General features: G+C 66.4%; 20 protein-coding genes. 13 read left to right on the top strand and 7 right to left on the bottom strand.

Annotated features, from left to right (window positions below; genetic code table 11):
- Positions 1–87: 87 nt before the first annotated feature.
- From fabD to B9N97_RS18205, 6 genes are all read left to right on the top strand, one after another.
- Positions 88–1,029 (top strand): ACP S-malonyltransferase, encoded by a 942-nt coding sequence (gene fabD / locus B9N97_RS18180; protein ID WP_085089179.1) that lies wholly within the window; start codon positions 88–90, stop codon positions 1,027–1,029.
- A gap of 40 nt (positions 1,030–1,069) precedes the next feature.
- On the top strand, positions 1,070–1,807 hold the full coding sequence (gene fabG / locus B9N97_RS18185) for a 3-oxoacyl-[acyl-carrier-protein] reductase (RefSeq protein ID WP_085089180.1): 738 nt from the start codon (positions 1,070–1,072) through the stop codon (positions 1,805–1,807).
- 188 nt (positions 1,808–1,995) lie between these two features.
- Positions 1,996–2,235, top strand: coding sequence for an acyl carrier protein (locus tag B9N97_RS18190; protein ID WP_014247969.1), 240 nt, complete (start codon positions 1,996–1,998; stop codon positions 2,233–2,235).
- Positions 2,236–2,362: 127 nt separating this feature from the next.
- The gene (gene fabF / locus B9N97_RS18195) at positions 2,363–3,625 is read left to right on the top strand and encodes a beta-ketoacyl-ACP synthase II (protein WP_085089181.1); all 1,263 of its coding nucleotides are present in this window, start codon (positions 2,363–2,365) and stop codon (positions 3,623–3,625) included.
- A 49-nt stretch (positions 3,626–3,674) separates the two neighbouring features.
- Positions 3,675–4,682 carry an endolytic transglycosylase MltG gene (gene mltG, locus B9N97_RS18200; protein ID WP_085089182.1) on the top strand — a complete coding sequence of 336 codons (1,008 nt, stop codon included), beginning with the start codon at positions 3,675–3,677 and terminating at the stop codon, positions 4,680–4,682.
- A gap of 124 nt (positions 4,683–4,806) precedes the next feature.
- On the top strand, positions 4,807–5,097 hold the full coding sequence (locus tag B9N97_RS18205; protein WP_085089183.1) for a DUF2934 domain-containing protein: 291 nt from the start codon (positions 4,807–4,809) through the stop codon (positions 5,095–5,097).
- Between the two features lie 28 nt (positions 5,098–5,125).
- On the opposite strand, the gene B9N97_RS18210 is transcribed toward B9N97_RS18205, so the two are convergent.
- The gene (locus B9N97_RS18210; protein WP_085089184.1) at positions 5,126–5,365 is read right to left on the bottom strand and encodes a hypothetical protein; all 240 of its coding nucleotides are present in this window, start codon (positions 5,363–5,365) and stop codon (positions 5,126–5,128) included.
- Positions 5,366–6,075: 710 nt separating this feature from the next.
- Between B9N97_RS18210 and recG the strand changes: the two genes are divergently transcribed.
- Positions 6,076–8,157, top strand: a complete 2,082-nt coding sequence (recG, locus tag B9N97_RS18215; protein ID WP_085089185.1) for an ATP-dependent DNA helicase RecG — start codon at positions 6,076–6,078, stop codon at positions 8,155–8,157.
- On the opposite strand, the gene B9N97_RS18220 is transcribed toward recG, so the two are convergent.
- Positions 8,109–8,900: a DUF502 domain-containing protein gene (locus B9N97_RS18220; protein ID WP_244560764.1), complete on the bottom strand. Its 792-nt coding sequence runs from the start codon at positions 8,898–8,900 to the stop codon at positions 8,109–8,111. The genes recG and B9N97_RS18220 overlap by 49 nt on opposite strands.
- A gap of 128 nt (positions 8,901–9,028) precedes the next feature.
- Positions 9,029–9,430 carry a hypothetical protein gene (locus B9N97_RS18225; RefSeq protein WP_085089187.1) on the bottom strand — a complete coding sequence of 134 codons (402 nt, stop codon included), beginning with the start codon at positions 9,428–9,430 and terminating at the stop codon, positions 9,029–9,031.
- A gap of 203 nt (positions 9,431–9,633) precedes the next feature.
- Here B9N97_RS18225 and B9N97_RS18230 point away from each other — a divergent pair, with 203 nt between their 5' ends.
- On the top strand, positions 9,634–10,380 hold the full coding sequence (locus tag B9N97_RS18230) for a Crp/Fnr family transcriptional regulator (protein WP_085089188.1): 747 nt from the start codon (positions 9,634–9,636) through the stop codon (positions 10,378–10,380).
- 113 nt (positions 10,381–10,493) lie between these two features.
- On the opposite strand, the gene B9N97_RS18235 is transcribed toward B9N97_RS18230, so the two are convergent.
- Positions 10,494–10,691 (bottom strand): hypothetical protein, encoded by a 198-nt coding sequence (locus tag B9N97_RS18235; protein WP_085089189.1) that lies wholly within the window; start codon positions 10,689–10,691, stop codon positions 10,494–10,496.
- A gap of 45 nt (positions 10,692–10,736) precedes the next feature.
- On the bottom strand, positions 10,737–10,931 hold the full coding sequence (locus B9N97_RS18240) for a hypothetical protein (protein ID WP_244560765.1): 195 nt from the start codon (positions 10,929–10,931) through the stop codon (positions 10,737–10,739).
- 239 nt (positions 10,932–11,170) lie between these two features.
- Between B9N97_RS18240 and hisE the strand changes: the two genes are divergently transcribed.
- A complete protein-coding gene (gene hisE, locus B9N97_RS18245; protein ID WP_244560766.1) occupies positions 11,171–11,632 on the top strand; it encodes a phosphoribosyl-ATP diphosphatase in 462 nt (153 codons plus the stop codon).
- On the opposite strand, the gene B9N97_RS18250 is transcribed toward hisE, so the two are convergent.
- Positions 11,629–13,341 carry a sensor histidine kinase gene (locus B9N97_RS18250; RefSeq protein ID WP_244560767.1) on the bottom strand — a complete coding sequence of 571 codons (1,713 nt, stop codon included), beginning with the start codon at positions 13,339–13,341 and terminating at the stop codon, positions 11,629–11,631. The two genes, hisE and B9N97_RS18250, sit on opposite strands and share 4 nt — an antisense overlap.
- A gap of 460 nt (positions 13,342–13,801) precedes the next feature.
- On the opposite strand from B9N97_RS18250, the gene B9N97_RS18255 reads away from it, so the two are divergent.
- The 4 genes from B9N97_RS18255 to B9N97_RS18270 all read left to right on the top strand — a co-directional run bounded on the left by B9N97_RS18255 (position 13,802) and on the right by B9N97_RS18270 (position 17,705).
- Positions 13,802–15,562: an ATP-binding response regulator gene (locus tag B9N97_RS18255; protein ID WP_244560768.1), complete on the top strand. Its 1,761-nt coding sequence runs from the start codon at positions 13,802–13,804 to the stop codon at positions 15,560–15,562.
- A gap of 114 nt (positions 15,563–15,676) precedes the next feature.
- Positions 15,677–16,231 carry a SiaB family protein kinase gene (locus B9N97_RS18260; RefSeq protein ID WP_244560769.1) on the top strand — a complete coding sequence of 185 codons (555 nt, stop codon included), beginning with the start codon at positions 15,677–15,679 and terminating at the stop codon, positions 16,229–16,231.
- Between the two features lie 23 nt (positions 16,232–16,254).
- Positions 16,255–16,653: a DUF1987 domain-containing protein gene (locus B9N97_RS18265; protein WP_085089192.1), complete on the top strand. Its 399-nt coding sequence runs from the start codon at positions 16,255–16,257 to the stop codon at positions 16,651–16,653.
- Positions 16,650–17,705: a sensor histidine kinase gene (locus tag B9N97_RS18270; protein WP_085089193.1), complete on the top strand. Its 1,056-nt coding sequence runs from the start codon at positions 16,650–16,652 to the stop codon at positions 17,703–17,705. The genes B9N97_RS18265 and B9N97_RS18270 overlap by 4 nt, the downstream gene beginning before the upstream one ends.
- A 1-nt stretch (position 17,706) precedes the next feature.
- On the opposite strand, the gene B9N97_RS18275 is transcribed toward B9N97_RS18270, so the two are convergent.
- Positions 17,707–18,465 carry a response regulator transcription factor gene (locus tag B9N97_RS18275; RefSeq protein WP_085089194.1) on the bottom strand — a complete coding sequence of 253 codons (759 nt, stop codon included), beginning with the start codon at positions 18,463–18,465 and terminating at the stop codon, positions 17,707–17,709.
- Between the last annotated feature and the right edge of the window lie 159 nt (positions 18,466–18,624).

Below are 18,624 nucleotides of genomic sequence, written 5' to 3' on the forward strand. Positions count from 1 at the left end.
CTTGCTCAAAAGTGAGGGTATGACTGTCGCCCAATCCATGGTGCCGCCGCAGGGGCGGGGCGCATTCATCCAGGGTTTCACCGAAGCATGACCAGGGCGTTCGTCTTTCCGGGGCAGGGCAGCCAGGCTGTCGGCATGGGCCGCGAACTCGCCGAAGCGTTCGAAGTCGCTCGTCACACCTTCGAAGAGGTGGACGACGCGCTGAACCAGCGGCTGTCGCGACTGATGGTCGAAGGCCCCGAGGCCGATCTGACCCTGACCGAGAACGCGCAGCCCGCCCTGATGGCGGTCAGCGTCGCGGTGATGCGGGTTCTGGCGAGCGAGGGCGGGGTCGACCTGTCCAAGCATGCCGCCTTCGTCGCCGGCCACTCCTTGGGCGAATATTCGGCGCTCTGCGCCGCCGGCGCCTTCTCGCTGGCCGACACCGCGCGCCTGTTGAAGCTGCGCGGCCAGGCGATGCAGAAGGCGGTTCCGGTCGGCAAGGGCGCCATGGCGGCCCTGCTGGGCGCCGATCTGGAGCAGGCGCAGGCGATCGCCGCCGACGCCGCCCAGGACGAGGTGTGCAGCATCGCCAACGACAACTCGGTCGGGCAGGTGGTGATTTCCGGCAGCGCCGATGCCATCGACCGTGCCATCGCGCTGGCCGCGGAGCGCGGGCTGAAGCGCTCGGTGCGCCTGCCGGTGTCGGCGCCCTTCCATTGCTCGCTGATGCAGCCGGCCGCCGACGCGATGGCGGAGGCCCTGGCGAACGTCACGATTTCCGCCCCGGTGGTTCCGGTGGTGGCGAACGTCACCGCCTCTGCGGTGTCGGACCCCAACGCCATTCGTCAATTGCTGGTCGAGCAGGTGACCGGCATGGTCCGCTGGCGCGAATGCGTGCTCTATATGAAGGAGCAGGGTGTCGAACGGCTGGTCGAGGTCGGGTCGGGCAAGGTGCTCGCCGGGCTGACCAAGCGCATCGACAAGGATCTGGCGGCGGTCTCGGTCGGAACGCCGGCCGATGTCGAGTCGTTCCTGAAGACCCTGTGACCCATCAGATCCGTGATACATCAGCCTCGTGAGGCCATCCATGTTTGACCTGACCGGCAAGTCGGCCCTCGTCACCGGCGCGTCCGGCGGCATTGGCGCGTCGATCGCCCGTGCGCTGCATGCCCAGGGCGCCGCCGTCGCGCTGTCCGGCACCCGTGTCGCCCCGCTGGAGGCCCTGGCCGCCGAGCTGGGCGAGCGCGCCTTCGTCGTGCCCGGCAACCTGTCCGAGGCGGCGGCGACCGAGCAGCTGTTCAAGGACGCCGAGGCGGCCCTTGGCAAGATCGACATCCTCGTCAACAATGCCGGCCTGACCCGCGACCAGATCGGGATGCGCCTGAAGGACGAGGATTGGCAGTCGGTCATCGACGTGAACCTGACGGCGGCCTTCCGCCTGTCGCGGGCCGCCATGCGCGGCATGATGAAGCGCCGCTGGGGCCGCATCGTCAACATCACGTCGGTCGTCGGCGTCACCGGCAATCCGGGGCAGGCCAACTATGCCGCGTCGAAGGCCGGCCTGATCGGCATGTCGAAGTCGCTGGCGGCCGAGCTGGCCTCGCGCAACATCACCGTCAACTGCGTCGCGCCGGGGTTTATCACCACGGCCATGACCGACGCCCTGAACGACGAGCAGAAGCAGAAGCTGCTCCCCGCCATTCCGGCCGGCCGCATGGGCCAGCCGGACGAGATCGCCGCCGGGGTCGTGTACCTCGCGAGCGAGGAGGCCGCCTACGTCACCGGTCAGACGCTGCACATCAACGGCGGCATGGCCATGATCTGATGAGGATCGGACGGGGCGGCATCGCCACGTGTGAAGAACGGCGCCAACCGGGCTCCCTCGCGGGTGCTGGTCAAGGCTGCTGAAATGTGTTATCGGACGGGGCTTTTCGCGGCAGGACGGCACGTTCTTCGCGTGTTGCTCCGACCGGATTATCCCGAGCGGTTTCAAGGATTGGAAGGTCTTAAAAGATGAGCGACATCGCCGAGCGCGTGAAGAAGATCGTTGTGGACCACCTGGGTGTCGAGGAGTCGAAGGTGGTGGAGAACGCCTCCTTCATCGACGATCTGGGCGCCGACAGCCTCGACACCGTCGAGCTGGTCATGGCCTTCGAGGAAGAGTTCGGTGTCGAGATCCCGGACGACGCCGCGGAGAAGATCCTGTCGGTGAAGGACGCCATCGACTTCATCAAGGCCAACGCCGCGGCCTGATCGGGCTGCGGGCATTGAGCCCCCGAGGGCCAGGCGAACCGCAATTGCGACATCAGCAGCGCGGGGCCTGGCCGTCGACGACCAGTTCGTCGACAGTTTATTCGAGGAAAGGTCAAGGAACAGCCTCATGAGACGTGTCGTCGTCACCGGACTCGGTATGGTCACGCCGCTCGGCGTCGGCCACACGCTGAACTGGGAGCGGCTGATTTCCGGAACTTCGGGAATCCGCGGCATCACGGGGTTCGACGCTTCGGACCTGGCCTCCAAGGTCGCCGGGCAGCTCCCGCGCGGAACGGGTGAGGGCGAGTTCAACGCCGACACCTTCGTTTCGCCGAAGGACCAGCGCAAGATGGATGACTTCATCATCTTCGCCATCGCCGCGGCGCAGGAAGCAATCAAGGATTCGGGTTGGACTCCCCAGACCGATGAAGAGCGCGAGCGGACCGGCGTCATGGTCGGTTCGGGCATCGGCGGCCTTCCGGGCATCGCCGACGGCGCCGTGACCCTACATGAAAAGGGTCCGCGCCGCCTGTCGCCCTTCTTCATCCCCGCCTGCCTGATCAATCTGGCCTCCGGCCACATCTCGATCCAGCACGGCTTCAAGGGCCCCAACCACGCGGTCGTCACCGCCTGCTCGACTGGCGCGCACGCCATTGGCGACGCCGCCCGTCTGATCATGTGGGACGATGCAGACGTCATGGTCGCTGGCGGCACGGAGGCGGCGGTCAGCCGTCTCGGCGTCGGCGGTTTCGCCGCAATGCGCGCGCTGTCCACCAACTTCAACGACACGCCGGAAAAGGCGTCGCGTCCCTATGACAAGGACCGCGACGGCTTCGTCATCGGCGAGGGTTCCGGTGTCGTGGTGCTGGAGGAGTTGGAGCACGCCAAGAAGCGCGGCGCCACCATCTATGCCGAGGTGGTCGGTTACGGCATGTCGGGCGACGCCTACCACATCTCCGCCCCGGCGGAAGACGGCAATGGCGGTTTCCGCGCCATGAAGGCGGCGCTGAAGCGCGCCGGCATGAACCCGTCCGAAATCGACTACGTCAACGCCCACGGCACCTCGACGCCCCTCGGCGACGAGATCGAACTGGGTGCGGTGAAGCGCCTGTTCGGCGACGCCATGGACAATCTGGCGATGTCGTCCACCAAGTCGGCCATCGGCCACCTGCTGGGGGCTGCCGGCGCGGTCGAGGCCATCTACTCGATCAAGGCGATCAACCACGGCATCGTGCCGCCCACGCTGAATCTCGACAACCCGTCGGAAAGCTGCATGGGCGTCAATCTGGTGCCGAAGGTTGCGCAGGAGCGCCGCGTGCGCGCCGCTCTGTCGAACTCCTTCGGGTTCGGCGGCACCAACGCCTCGCTGGTGTTCAAGGAATTCGCGTAAGCGAATCTCCGCACCGGCATTGCGGTCTGCAGTCTTCAAGAGGTGAGCGATGGGCTGGGGTCTCCGGATTTTTGCGGGGACGCTGGCCCTCGCGGTCGGTGCGGCGGGCGGAATCGGCGTCTGGGGCTACCAGCGCTATTCGGCCCCCGGTCCGTTGGAGCAGGCCGAGACGGTCGTCATCCCGCGCGGCAGCGGGCTTGAGGCCATTGCCATCACGCTGGGCGACTCCGGTGTGATCGGCTCGCCGTTGGTGTTCGTCGCCGCGGCCAAGCTGTCCGGCACCTTCCGTGAGTTGAAGGCCGGCGAATACCAGTTTCCCGCAGGAATCAGCATCGAGGGCGTCCTGGAGCAGATGCGCCAGGGCCGCACCATTGTGCATCGCATCACCGTGCCGGAAGGGCTGACCTCGGCCCAGGTGGTGGCGCTACTTGAACGGGAAGCCGTGCTGACCGGTGACATCGCGAAGCCGCCGAAGGAAGGCTCACTTCTGCCGGAAACCTACCACTTCGCCTATGGCGACAGCCGCGCCGCACTGATCGAGCGAATGCAGACGGCGATGACCCAGGCGTTGGCGGAGGCGTGGAAGACCCGTGACCAGAATCTTCCCTTCGAAACGCCCCAGCAGGCGCTGACGCTTGCGTCCATCGTCGAGAAGGAAACCGGTATCGCCGCCGAGCGGCCGAGAGTGGCGGGGGTTTTCGTCAACCGGCTGGAAGCCGGCATGAAGCTGCAGTCGGACCCGACGGTGATCTACGCGCTGACCGATGGCAGCGGAGAGTTGGGGCGGGCGCTGACCCGCAACGACTGGAAGTTCGAATCGCCCTACAACACCTATGTGGCGACCGGCCTGCCGCCGGGCCCCATCGCCAATCCTGGCAAGGCGTCGATCCAGGCGGTGATGAAGCCGGAGCGGCACGAGTTCCTGTATTTCGTCGCCGACGGCACAGGCGGCCATGTCTTCGCCAAGTCGCTGACCGACCACAACCGGAACGTCGCCAAATGGCGCGAGGTTCAGCAGAGCCGGCAGCCGGAACATGGCGAAACGTCATCGGAGTGACGGCAGAGGCGTGCGGCGGTCTGAGGTGAAGGGCCGATAACGATCCGCTTGGTTGCGTGTTTTTCGCAAATTGTGCAGTCTTTGCATCGCAGCAAACCCGACCACCATTCCCTGGGGAGATGTGATGACCGTGGATGTCGAACAGCGCATCCGTGACCGCGCCTATGCGATCTGGCTGGACGAGGGTCGTCCCCATGGCCGTGACGCCGACCATTGGCTGCAGGCCGAACGCGCAATCCTGGCCGAGGCGACCGCCATTTCCGATATCGCCCCGGTCGTCGCGGTGGTGAAGGCTCCGCGCAAGACCACCAACGCGAAGCCGTGGGCATCGGTGAAAGCCGCCGAACCGGAGTCCGCAACTCCCGAGCCCTCCAAGACCCGCAAGCCGCGCACCCGCAAATCGGCCTCTGCCTGACAGGAGTCCAAGCGGAGACCGCCGGGTGTCAGGCGGCGTTGGAGGCCTGGGGCAGTTCCAGGTTCGAGACGACCATCACCCCGGCGGTCGTGCCGTAGTTCTTGCGGGCGGCGCGCAAGGCCTCCAGCGCCTCCGTCAGGCTTTCCTCGGCGAAGCCCGGGGCCAGTCCGGCCAGTTCCCGCTCCGTCAAGTCGATGAAGGCGTCCAGCAGGCGCGCATGAATGCGGCTGGCCAAGCGGACTTCATCGGCGACCTTGTGTGCGGGCATGGGTAGCTCCCTTGGTGTCGTGTGGGTCTAATGTTCGGTAGAGCGTCTTCTCGCGGTCGAACGCCCCGCGAGACCGATTAGGCGTCGAATAGGGTTAAAAGAACTTTAAATGCGAGATATCTCCGGCAGGGATTAAGAATTACCACTTCGGATTCTGCCGAGACCTCGACAGCCCGCTGGTTCTGCGGACCGGATTACGGTCGCGTTCTACCCGCCATCAAAGAACTTCAATGACCGGCCTTACCCGACCGCACCGGCGGCCGGAAATGTGCCGTGAGCCCGTATTTGGGCCGTCGCTCAAACCGACGCGGCGACCGCAGTTCATGAAGTGGATTTCATGGACGGGTCAGGTTCGGGACAGGGCGGCCGGGCTATTGTCCTTCTTGTGACGCGGTCGGGCCAGCCCCCCTGAAACACCGGCCCGTCACGAGAGCGTCTTCTTATCTGGTGTCTCTTCCCGATGGTCCCCTGCCATCGGATATGACCGTCCGGTTCTCCCGTTTGCCTCCGGACGGTACCTATCGGCGGAGCGCGTCCGTGGCCAAATCCAAGGCCGACGTTGCCCCCCACCATAGGCCCCTGGCCTCGGGTGCGCTCCGCCGTCCCTTCCTTTTCCCCCATTTTTCCAATTCCGTTCAGCAGCCTTGACGCGGCTGGGTCCACCCGGCTTTCTGGAAGCCGTCGAAGGCTTTCCCGGTAGCGTCCCGCCCGTGCGTCCCGCCATCCTGTTTCCGCTGTTCAAACCGGTCACGGCACTCCCCGGCCTCGGCCCCCGCCTGGGCAAGCTGGTGGAGAAGCTCGCCGGCGCCCACGTCGTCGATCTGCTGTGGCATCTGCCCTGCGGCGTCGTCGACCGCCGCTTCTCGCCGAAGATCGCGCAGGCGCCGCACGGGCGCATCGCCACGCTGACCGTGCGCATCGATTCGCACGCGCCGCCGGTGAACCCGCGCCACCCCTACAAGATCCGCTGTACCGACGAGACCGGCGTCCTGGAACTGGTCTATTTCCATGTCCGCGGCGACTGGCTGTCGAAGCAGATTCCGGCCGGCACCACCATGGTCGTCTCCGGCAAGGTGGAGTGGTTCAACGACACCGCCCAGATCACCCATCCCGACGCCGTCGTCCCGGTCGATTCCAAGGAAGAGCTGGAACTGGTGGAGCCGGTCTATCCGATGACCGCCGGCCTGCCGGCCAAGACCCTGCGCAAGGCGGTGCGCGCCGCGCTCAACGACATTCCGGCGCTCGACGAATGGCAGGATCCGGCATGGCTCGCCCGTCGCCAGTGGCCCAGCTGGGCGGAAGCGCTGAAGCGCGCCCACACGCCGGAGGACGAGGGCGACCTCGCCGCCACCGCGCCGATCCGCTGCCGTCTCGCTTATGACGAGCTGCTGGCGAACCAGCTCGCGTTGATGCTGGTGCGGGCCAGCCAGCGCAGGCTGGCCGGACGCGCGACCCAGGGCGACGGCAGGCTCCGCCAGGCGGCGCTCGCGGCGCTTCCCTTCTCGCTGACCGGTTCGCAGGCGGCCTCGCTGGAGGACATCTACGCCGACATGGCCGCCGAGCGGCGCATGCTGCGGCTTCTCCAGGGCGATGTCGGCAGCGGCAAGACCGTGGTCGCCCTGATGGCGATGCTGAACGCGGTGGAGACCGGCGCCCAGGCCGCCCTGATGGCCCCCACCGAAATCCTGGCCCGCCAGCATGCCGAAAGCCTCGCGCCGCTCTGCAAGGCGGCCGGCGTCGAAATCGGCCTTCTGACCGGGCGCGACAAGGGCAAGGCGCGACAGGCCGTGCTCGACCGGCTGGCGTCGGGCGAGCTGCCGCTGCTGGTCGGCACCCATGCCCTGTTCCAGGAGGATGTCGCCTTCAAGGATCTGGCCCTTGCGGTGATCGACGAACAGCACCGCTTCGGCGTCCACCAGCGCCTGCAGTTGTCGGCCAAGGGCCGGGCAGTGGACGTGCTGGTGATGACCGCCACGCCGATTCCGCGCACGCTGACGCTGACCGCCTATGGCGACATGGACGTGTCGCGCCTGACCGAGAAGCCGGCCGGCCGCAAGCCGGTGCAGACCGTCACCATCGCGCTCGACCGGCTGGAGGAGGTGGTCCACGGCATCCAGCGCAAGGTGGCGGAGGGCGCGCGGGTCTATTGGGTCTGCCCGCTGGTCGATGAATCGGAACAGAGCGACCTCGCCGCCGCCACCGAGCGCCACGCTTTCCTGCGCGCCACCTTCGGCGACCGGGTCGGGCTGGTCCATGGCAAGATGCGCGGGCCGGACAAGGACGCCGTGATGGCCGCCTTCGCCGAGGGCAGCTTGGACGTGCTGGTCGCCACCACGGTGATCGAAGTCGGCGTCAATGTGCCCGAGGCGACCGTGATGGTGATCGAGCATGCCGAGCGCTTCGGCCTCGCCCAGCTCCATCAGCTGCGCGGCCGGGTCGGGCGCGGCGAGAAGCCGTCGAGCTGCCTGCTGATGTTCGACTCGAACCTGACGGAAACGGCGCGGGCGCGGCTGAAGACCCTGCGCGACACCGAGGACGGCTTCGTCATCGCCGAAGAGGATCTGCGCCTGCGCGGCGCCGGAGAGGTGCTGGGCACCCGTCAGTCGGGACTGCCCGGCTTCCGGTTGGCCGATCTCGCCGTGCATGGCGACCTGCTGGCGGTTGCGCGGGACGATGCCCGGCTGGTGGTGGACCGCGACCCTGACCTCGCCAGCCCGCGCGGGCAGGCGCTGCGGACCCTGCTCTACCTGTTCGAGCGCGACGCGGCGGCCAAGACCTTGCGGTCCGGCTGATCGTCGCCGCCTTCCCGGTTGGGGCCGTCCTGGCCAGGGTTGGGGCCGGGGCCGGCCGGCGGCTCCACCAGAGTCGGGCGCCGCTCGGGCGGGACGACGATGCCGCCGGACATCACCAGCTTCAGCCCGTCCTCGACACTCATGTTCAGCACGGTCACCTCGCGGCGCGGCACCATCGCCAGATAGCCGGCGGTGGGCGGTGCGCAGGGGATGAAGACGTTGACGATGTCGTCCGCCACCCCGGCCAGCTGCAATTGCACCTCCGGATGGGCGCTGCCGGTGATGAAGCCCAGCGACCACACGCCGGGTCGCGGATACTGGATCGCCACCACCTCGCGGAAGGCATTGGACTTCTTGGCCAGCACCGTCTCGAAGATCTGCTTCACCCCGCCATAGACGGAGCGGACGACCGGCATGCGCCCGACCACCCCCTCGCCGACGCCCAGAACCAGGCGTCCGACATAGCCGGCGGTGAAGGCGCCGATCAGGGTGACGGCGACGATGACCACCAGCACGCCGATGCCGGGAATCGAGAAGGGCAGGTAGTTTTCGGGATTGTAGGTGCTGGGGATCAGCGGGCGGATATAGCCGTCGATCAGCGAGACGAACCACCACGCTATATACACGGTGATGGCGATCGGGGCCGTCACCAGGATGCCGGCCAGGAAATAGGCGCGCAGGCGACCCATAAACCCGATGCCCTCGCGGCGGTGCCGCGCCGGCTCCGCCGGCTGGGCCTTCACCTGACCCTTTCCGGGGACCTTCGGTTCAGTCTGATCTCCGCTCACGCCCGCCCACCCGCCGATCGTCTGTCCGCGCCATAGTGGGGCAAGCGCGGTCCTCTCTCAACTGCCGTTTGGCGGCGGTGGGTTCAGCCGACCAGCGATCCGGCGATCACGCACAGCAGGGTGACGGCCCCGGCGATGGCGGCGCCGTCGACATGGTTGGGGAAGGCACGCCAGAATTCTTCGCGCGACATGGGCTCCGGCGCGTCGAACTCGTCCATCGACAGGCCGGCAGCCATGCTGCCGCAGGTGCGGTCGGCGATGGCGCCGGACAGATGGGCCATGGCGACGGCCAGATAGCAGAGCTTCACGAAATCCAGCAGGAAGCCCAGCGTGCTGTTCGCCTCGCCCAGCGGGCTGGCGGTGAATCCGGTGGCGGCGACCGTGCTCGCCATGGCGATGGCCGCGGCGAAGGGGATCAGGGCGACCGACAGCAGCCGTTGCGAATCAACGCGGCGGGCGGTGGGAACGGTGAACAGGCTGGTCATGGTCGGCGCTCCGGCAACGATGAACGGGGTGCGGTTGGGGGACGGGTCGGCGAGGCGTCGTTCCCTTCTGCGCGTTCGGCGTTAACGGAGAGTTGACACCGGCCATTGGTCACAGCGCCTTCCACCTTTGCGCAGGTCACGCTATCCTTTGGCGCAACAAACAGTCCGGGGCGGCTCCGGAACTTCCCGTACCGAAGGCCGAAATGAGCAAATCCGACAGTCTGGCCGATGCGCTGCCCGACACCCCGGCCGACCCTCCGGCCGCCGGGCTGGACCGCATCGAATTGCTGCGCCCGCTTTCCGCCGATCAGCGCGCCGCGGTGGCGCGCCAATGCCGCTGGCGGCGCTTCGGTCCCGACGAGCAGCTGATCGACCATTGGGCCGAGACGCGCGACGTCGCCTTCGTGGTGGAGGGGCAGGTGCGGGTGCTCAGCCATTCGGCCGGCGGGCGTGAAATCAGCTTCAGCGATATCGATGCGGGGGAGTTGGTGGGGGAGATGTCGGCGCTGGACGGCCGGCCGCGCTCCGCGTCGGTGGTGGCGCTGGAGGAGGGGGCGCTGGTCGCCTTCCTGCCGGCGAAGCCCTTCCAGACCCTGGTGACCGCCCATCCGGAACTGGCGATGGCGATGATGCTGCGCCTGTGCGACAAGCTGCGCGGCGCCACCGACCGCATCATGGAACTGTCGACCCTCGGCGCCAACAACCGGGTCCATGCGGAATTGTTGCGCCTTGCCCGGCGTGCGGCGCGGCAGGGCGCGTCCGCGATCATCACGCCGATCCCCGTCCATTCCGACATTGCCGCGCGCGTCAGCACCACCCGCGAGACGGTGGCCCGGGTGCTGAGCGACCTGACCCGTGACGGGATGCTGGAACGCCGTTCCGACGCGCTGGTGGTGCGCGATCTGCCACGGCTGGAACTGTTGGTCGAGGATGTCCGCGGCGGCGCCTAAGGCGCAGGCCGAAAGCGGACCTCCCAAAAAGAAAAGGCCGCGGCCGCCCGATTGGTTGGGCTGTGCCGCGGTCGCCTTTCAAACCTTCAGATTTTCTTGTTCTTGCGCTGTGATCAACGATGCAGGGACTGGAACAGGATCACCGCCGGGGTGGACTTCACCCAGTCCGTCAGGAACGCACCGACCGGACGCAGCAGGATGGCGGCGGGGGTGGCTTCCAGCCAGTCGGCGATGAAATCGCGAACCGGGTGCAGCGTTTGGGCTTCGCCATGGATGCCGTGGTCGCCGTGATGAAGGCTGAGGATGCTCATGATCGTCTCCGTTGATTGGGGATGAAAGGCGGGTCTGGGCGAGCGTCAGCGCTTCAGCAGGCTCAGGACGAAGCCCACCGGGGTGGCGGCGACCCATTCGCGGAGGAAGGTGCCGACCGGCTGCAGAACCAGATAGGCCGGGGTGGCTTCGAACCAGGCCACCGGGAATTCGGCGACCGCATGCAGGGCGTCGTTCGAAGCGTGGTTGTCGGTGCCGGGCTGGAAAGTGGTGGTGGTCATGATCGTCTCCATCGGGCTGTTGAGGAGACTATATACTGGTATACCCAATACCAAATGCGCTGCCTTTGCATTGCTGAATGCTGCAAAAATTACAGCTATACAGAGATTTCCTTCAGCCAATGGTCGAATACAAAATCAATCAGCATCACTGACTATCTCCGGCGATCTGAACTGCTGGGGCAGCCTCGTGACAGCGGTGAAATGTTCGGTCGGCCAACCAACGTCTTGACAGCGCCGGTTTGAAAAACGATTTCAGGAACATGGTTCAATACATCGGTCCCGATCCGCTCCGCAGTCTGCACGAGGCCGTGCAAACCCTGCGGCGCGAGCCTTCCTCCGCCCCCGAAGCCTCGCGCACGGCAAAGTTGCTGGCGCAAGGCCGGGCCCGCATGGCACGGAAGGTGGGAGAAGAGGCGATCGAGGTGGCAATCGAGGCGATGCGGGGCGACCGCGGCGCATTGGTGATGGAGGCGGCCGACCTCCTGTACAACCTGGTCGTTCTGCTGGCCGACTTCGACATTTCCCCCGACGAAATTCTGGCCGAGCTGCGGCGGCGCGAACTGGCATTCGGCATCGCGGAGAAGCTTCCGAAGTCCGAAGACCCGACCACCGGCCCGGCCAACGGCTCCACTGGCGGCTCCACCGGCGGAGTGGAGTCCAATGGACAGAAGACGGGTTCCGCCAAACGCTGCAAACGCTAAACGGTCTCGTTCTCCTGCGGGAAGATCAGATCGAACCGTGTGCCGGCGTCCCTGGTGAAATGATACTCGCCGCGAATCTGCCGGGCGAAGGCCCGGATCAGGTCCATGCCCATCGACCGCCGTCCGGGGGTTGCGGGATCCTCCGGCTCGGGGGCGCCGTTGCCGTCGTCCCGGATCGTCAGATGCAGCGATCCGTTTTCCGCCGTCACCACGATGTCGATGGTGCCGGTGCAGCGGCCGGTGAAGGCATGCTTGAAGGCGTTCGACACCACCTCGTTCAGGATCAGGGCGAAGGGCACCACACGGTTGAGGTCGAGGCTGAGCGGTTCCACCTGATGCCTGATGGTGATCGTCCTGCCCGGACGGCTGTGGAAGCTGCGCAGATGCCCGGCCAACGCTTCGATGAAGCTGTCGAGCGCGACCGCCGATACGCCGGTGGCGCGGTAAATCTGCTCATGGATCAGTCCCATCGTGTTGATGCGGGTCAGCGCCTCGCTGAAGGGCGCCTCCAGTTCCGGCGCGCGTTGCGCCTGCAGTTCCAGCAGGCTGAGGATCACCTGCAGATTGTTCTTCACCCGGTGATGGATGTCGCGCAGCAACACCTCCTTATCGGCCAGGGCCTGGTCGAGGTGCCGGGTGCGTTCGGTGATCCGGTCCTCCAGCGCCTCGTTGGCACGGCGCAATGCCTCCTGCGCCTCGGCGGCCTGACGGGAGCGGTGCAGCGCGATGCCGCCCAGCAGGACAAGCAGCCCCAGTGCCGGGATCGCGAACAGCGCGTAGGGTATCACCCTGTCGCGCCATGCCTTCTCGATCGATCCGACGTCGGTGCCGTAGACCACATAGATCGGCATGTCCGGCACCTTGCGGCGGGCCATCAGCCGCTCGATTCCGTCGGAGGGTGTCACCGTTTGAAAGACGCCGTTCCTGTCAGGGATCGTGATCAGTTCCGGCATACGCCCGATGTCGGCACGGTTCTCAGGGGCGCTCTGCGGGGTTCGGATCAGCACCTCGCCGTCTTCGCGCATCAGCAGGATCATGTCGCTCGACCCGCGCAGGACGGAACGGTAGAAGTCGGCGAAATAGCGGGGCAGGAGAGAGATCTGGGCCACCCCCTGGAACTGGTGGTTCGGCAGTTCCATCCGGCGGCTGAGGGTAAAGAAAACCTCTGAGTTGATCTTGCCCGTCAGCCGCGGGCCGATGTGGACGGTGCTGCCCGGGTTCAGAAGGGCGCGGAAATATTCGCGGTCGCTCGCGTTGAGCGGGCGCATCGGCCATTCGAAGCTGCTGACCCGGACTCGCCCACTCTCGTCGGTGATCCAATAGGACTGCACCTCCGGCGTCTGGGCCGCCATGGTTTTCAGACGTTCGTGCAGCAGGGGAGAGCTGTCGATCCGGTCCCATCCCAGATCATCGACCATCCATTCCATGTGCGACAGCGTGGCGGCATGGATGCCGAGGGTCTTGGCCGCATGCTCCTCGAGCACGCGGGCGATGGCGGCGCTGCGGACCTCCGCCTCGGCGATCACCTGGGCACGGTATTGATAGGCCGCAAACACCAACAGGGCGGCGGTAAGGGCGACGGCGACCGCCAGCAGCGCGAGAATCGCCGGTGAAACGGCCTTGCGTCCCCCACGGACGGTGTCCGGGCGTCCTGCGGCATGTGCATCCTGTTCGAAGCCGGCAGGGATCATCGGGGTGAGGTCGTCCATTCAGTCGGATTGGCAAGGCTCAAGCATAGCGCAATGATCGATACCCGTCACTCAACAACCATGTCGTGATAAAATAGCCTACAAATTCCCGGATTGGTCGGCTTCTTCCGTATCGCTTCGATCCTGGCCATCGATCCACGGCCCCACAGCGGCGCCCGTTCGGCCGAGCATGCCGGTGAAGCGCAAAGGCGAAGCGGTCATGGCGGTACCGTCCGGCCAGCACGCCGTGGTCGTCGACGCTTCGCACTCTTACTTTCCGGACATTCCGTTATGCACCGTCGTAATAAATCTTTGCATAACATTGGCATCTTCGTACATGACTCTTCGTTCATATGCGACAAATTGAAACGAATGCTGCCAATTCGGTTTATCGGTCTTGGAAGCTGCACCGTACGGTGGTTCCATTGCGGCAGGGCATAGGCAATCACGCATAGTGTGACGGGGGCGGCGGATGGCGGGGATGGACGGGGGGTTGGACGACGAACTGCTGTTCGGCCCGGAGGACGGCGCCGCGACGGCGGCAAGTTCCCAACGGCCGTCCGGTGCGCCCTGGCCCATCCTGGTGGTGGACGACGATCCCCAGGTTCACGCCATGACCTCCGTGCTGCTGCGCGACTTCGACTTTGACGGACGCCCGTTCGAGGTGGTGAGCGCCCTGTCGGCGGAAGAGGCCAAGGCGGTCCTCGCCCAGCGGCCCGACATGCCCGTCGCCCTTCTCGACGTGGTGATGGAGACGGAGGACGCCGGCCTGAAGCTGGTCCGCCACATCAGGGAGGAATTGGGCAACCGCCGCATGCGGATCATCCTGCGCACCGGCCAGCCCGGTCAGGCGCCGGAGCGGGACGTGATCGTCGGCTACGACATCAACGACTACAAGGCCAAGAGCGAGCTGACCGCGCAGCGTCTGTTCACAACACTGGTCAGCAGCCTGCGGGCCTGGCGCGACATCGTGACGATCGAGCGCAACAGGCAGGGGCTGGAACGGATTCTCAGCGCCTCCGCCCCGCTCTTCGAGATGCGGCCGATGCGCGCCTTCGTCGAACGGCTGGTGGAGCAGATCGCCCGCGTCGTCGATCACGGCAGCGCTCCGGCGGTTCTGGCCTGCCGTCCGGTCGACCGCGCCGACGGCAGCCGGACGGTCGACGTGGTGGCGGGACTGGGTGTCTTTTCCGGCTGCATCGGACTGCCGGCCGCCGATGTCCTGCCGGCCGGCGCGGTGGCGGAAGTGGCGGACGCCCTGCTGACCCAGCGCAACCTCTATCACGACAACCATTGCGTCCTGGTTTTCCGCACGCGCGAGCATGGCGTGACCGTCTTCCGGCTTGAACGGGTGGAGCCCTACACCGCGGACGAGCACCGCCTGCTGGAGTTGTTCTGCAACCGTGTGGCCATCGGTTTCGACAATGTCTGCCTGTACGAGGAGCTGGTGGCGCTGAACCATTCGCTGGAGCAGCGGGTGGAGGAACGCACGCTCGAACTGGCCGCCAACCAGAAGGCGCTGATCCTGGCCAAGGAACGGGTGGAGCGGGCGCTGGAGCGGGAGCTTCTCGCCCGCGACCGGCAGCGCCAGTTCCTGGGCATGGTCAGCCACGAGTTCCGCACGCCACTCGCCATCATCGACAGCGCGGCACAGCTGCTGGCGATACGGGCCGGGCAGGTGGAGCCGGTGATGCTGGAACGGCTGGCGGTGATCCGCGGCAGCGTGCAGCGTCTGACCGGCCTGATCGACGCCCATCTGACCGACGAGCGGCTGCAGACCAACGCCCTGGTGCTGGAACGGGCCGAGGTCGACCTGCCCGACCTGATCGCCAATGTCGTCCGGCCGTTCCGCGTGGCCTATCCCGATCGTGAATTCCGGATGACCCTGTCCGGATTGCCGCGGCGGGCGGAGGTCGACGCCAACCTGATCGCGCTGGTCCTGACCAATCTCGTCAACAACGCCGTCAAATATTCCGGTCTGGGCGAAGCGATCCATCTCCACGGCGACACCGACGGCGCTATGGCGGTGATCGAGGTGACGGACCACGGCCGCGGCATTCCCGAACCGGAGCTTCCGCACCTGTTCGACCGCTTCTTCCGCGGCTCTGGGGCGTCCGGCGTGCCGGGCACCGGCATCGGTCTGCACACGGTGCAGCAGATCGTCCATCTGCATGGCGGCGCCGTCGCGGTCGACAGCACTCTGGGAAAGGGTTCGACCTTCCGGGTCGTGCTTCCCGTGTGATGCAGCCCGATGTCGCGGCCGCCAAAAGACCTGATTCCCGAAAGACTATGGCCCTTTCTTATGGGAGATGACATAGTCGGCTGACTCCAAGCACCTGTGGAACCTTAGGCCACAATGATGCTCGCCCAACAGTATGCGTCGATTAAGCGCGATCTCGACGAGCGGGGGATCGTGTTCTCTTTCAGTGGATACTTGTCGGAAGGGATACTTTACTCCCTCGGCGAAGCGCTGCGCGAGAAGATGGCGCTTGAGGAGGCCGATGGCCCCACCATCCGCCGCGTCTTCTCGGTCTTCGTCGAGCAGATGCAGAACATCATCCGCTATTCCGCGGAAAAGATGTCGGGCAACGCTGGCCGCGCGGTGGAACTCAGCGCCGGCATGGTCACCATCGGGATGGAGGGTGGCAAGGTCTTCATCGTCTGCGGCAACACCGTGCACAACAGCGAGGTTCCCCGCCTGAAGCAGCGGCTGGACCATCTGAAGAGCCTGGATCGCGACGCCATCAAGACCTATTACCGCGAACAGCTTCGGGAGGAGCCGGACGACGGCAGCCGCGGCGCGACCCTGGGGCTGATCGAGATCGCACGGCGGGCCAGCGACCCCATCGACTATGATTTCGATGCGATGGACGCGGACCGCAGCTTCTTCTGCCTCAAGGTCCGCGTGTGAGCGGCCGAACAGAGCGATACGCCATGGACAGCCTGACCATCCCCGCCACAGGACGCACGCCGGGCGTCTTCTTCGATTTCGCCGGCGGCCATTTACGCATGACCGGCGAATCCTACCCCGACGATGTCGCCGGGTTCTTCGGCCCGGTGTTCGACGCGCTGCGCGGCTTTCTCGACCGTCCGGACGGCGGCGCCATCCGCTTCGACATGGAACTCCTGTATTTCAACAGCTCCAGCGCCAAGGCGCTGATGAACATCTTCCAGATGCTGGAGACGGTGGCCCGCGGCGGGCGGCCGGTGACCGTGACCTGGTGCGTCGAGGAGAATGACGAGTCCATGCGCGAACTGGGCGAGGACTTCGCCGAGGATTTGCGGCATGTCGTCTTCCAGATGCGGGAGTTGCCCGCCGGCGGGGCCCCGTGACCTTCAACCTCTTCGCCGCGGAGGAGGAGGCGCTTGCCAAGGCCCGCGCGCTGGAGAAGAGGCTGGGCGCGCTGGCGCCGGAGTGCCTGCCGGAGTTCCGCGACCTGATCGCCGCCTTCGAACTCAGCACGCGGGAGCAGCAGCGCCTCGTGCGGGTCAGCGACCGGCTGCAGGCCCAGCTGAGCGACGCCAACCACGAGCTGGAGCGGCGGCGCAGCGAGGCGGAGGCGGCGCTGGACAGGCTGCGCGAAGCGCAGGAGGCGATGATCCAGTCGGAAAAGCTGGCCTCACTCGGCGCGCTGGTCGCCGGTGTCGCCCACGAGATCAACACGCCGGTCGGCATCGCCGTGTCCTGCGCCTCGCATCTGGCCGACGCCACCCTGGCGATGCGCCGGCGGGCCGCCGACGGCGATCTGGGCAAGGCGGAATTCGCCCGCTACCTCGCCACCGCGACCGACACCACCGACCTGATCCTCGGCAATTGCGAACGGGCGGCGCAACTGATCGCCGGCTTCAAGCAGGTCGCGGTCGACCGTGCCAGCGCAGAGCGGCGCAGCGTCAACCTCGCCGCCTACATCCAGGACACGCTGGTCAGCCTGCAGCCTAAGCTGAGGCCATCGGGCCATGCCGTGGCGGTAAGCTGCCCGGCCGACCTGGAACTGGACAGCTATCCCGGCGTGCTGTCGCAGATTCTGTCGAATCTGGTGATGAACGCGCTGACCCATGCCTTCGCCGACGGGCGGGCAGGGGACATGGCGATCACGGTCGACTGCCCCGATCCCGACACCGTCCGCCTGTGCTTCACCGACAATGGGCGCGGCATGATCGAGGACCATCGCGCCAGGGTGTTCGAGCCCTTCTTCACCACCCGGCGTGGTCGCGGCGGCAGCGGGCTCGGGCTGCACATCGTCCACAATCTGGTGGTCGGTGCGCTGGCGGGGTCGATCACCGTGGACAGCGCGCCGGATCGCGGCACCAGCTTCACCCTGCTGTTCCCCCGCCGCACGCCCGACCGGGAGGCGGCAGGTCAGGACGCATCGCCGCGGGACTGACTCACCCCTGCGCGGCGCCCACCACCCGGATCGGCGCGGAGAAGACATAGCCGACCCCGTGCACCGACTTGAGCGGGGCCGGACCGCCGATGGCGCCCTCCACCTTGTGGCGCAGGCGCCCGACGACGGTGTCGATGGAGCGGTCTTCCGGGTTCCAGCGGCGGTTGTAGAGCGCCTGCGAGATCTGGTCGCGAGTCGCCGGCTTGCGTGCCTGGGCGGCCAGCAGGCTGGTCAGCTTCATCTCCATGCTGGTCAGGCTGATGCGGATTCCGGCCGGATTGGTCAGGCTCCATTCCGTGGGGTCCAGCGACCAGCGCGCCTCGTCGGCAGAATCGCCGGCCTCGCCGCCTGCGTTCCCGTTGGCGGCCTGGCTCGCCGTTTCCGCGGCACGCTCGCTCAGACGGCGCAGCAGCGATTTCACCTGCGCTTCCAGTTCGCGCAGCTCGACCGGCTTCACCAGATAGGCGTCGGCGCCGATTTCCAGCCCGACCACGCGGTCGACGGTCGAACTGCGGGCGGTCACCATGATGATGCCGGCGCCATGGCCGTCGCGCAGCCGGGCCGCGATCTTGAACCCGTCCTCGTCCGGCAGGTTCACGTCCAGGATGATGATGGCGGCGCTGCGGTTCCGCAGCAGCCGGTCCAGTTCCGCCCCATCGCGCGCGCCGATCGCATCGAATCCGCAGCTCGACAGATACTCGACCATGTCGGACCGCAGGGAATTCTCATCTTCGACCACGACGATCGTCGGACCTGCCATGCCGTGCTCTCCCCAGTCGCCACTTCAGCGGGTACAACATACCCTGGAATGCCTAAATTTTAAAACAAACTCGACAGGCATCTGCCATCCGCGACGCGTTGCCGTCACAACCTGTCACAAAAAATAGCATCTCTGTAACAGATTTGAGGGAGGGGGTCA

It is taken from the genome of Azospirillum oryzae, from assembly GCF_900177515.1.
Classification (GTDB): Bacteria; Pseudomonadota; Alphaproteobacteria; order Azospirillales; family Azospirillaceae; genus Azospirillum; species Azospirillum oryzae_A.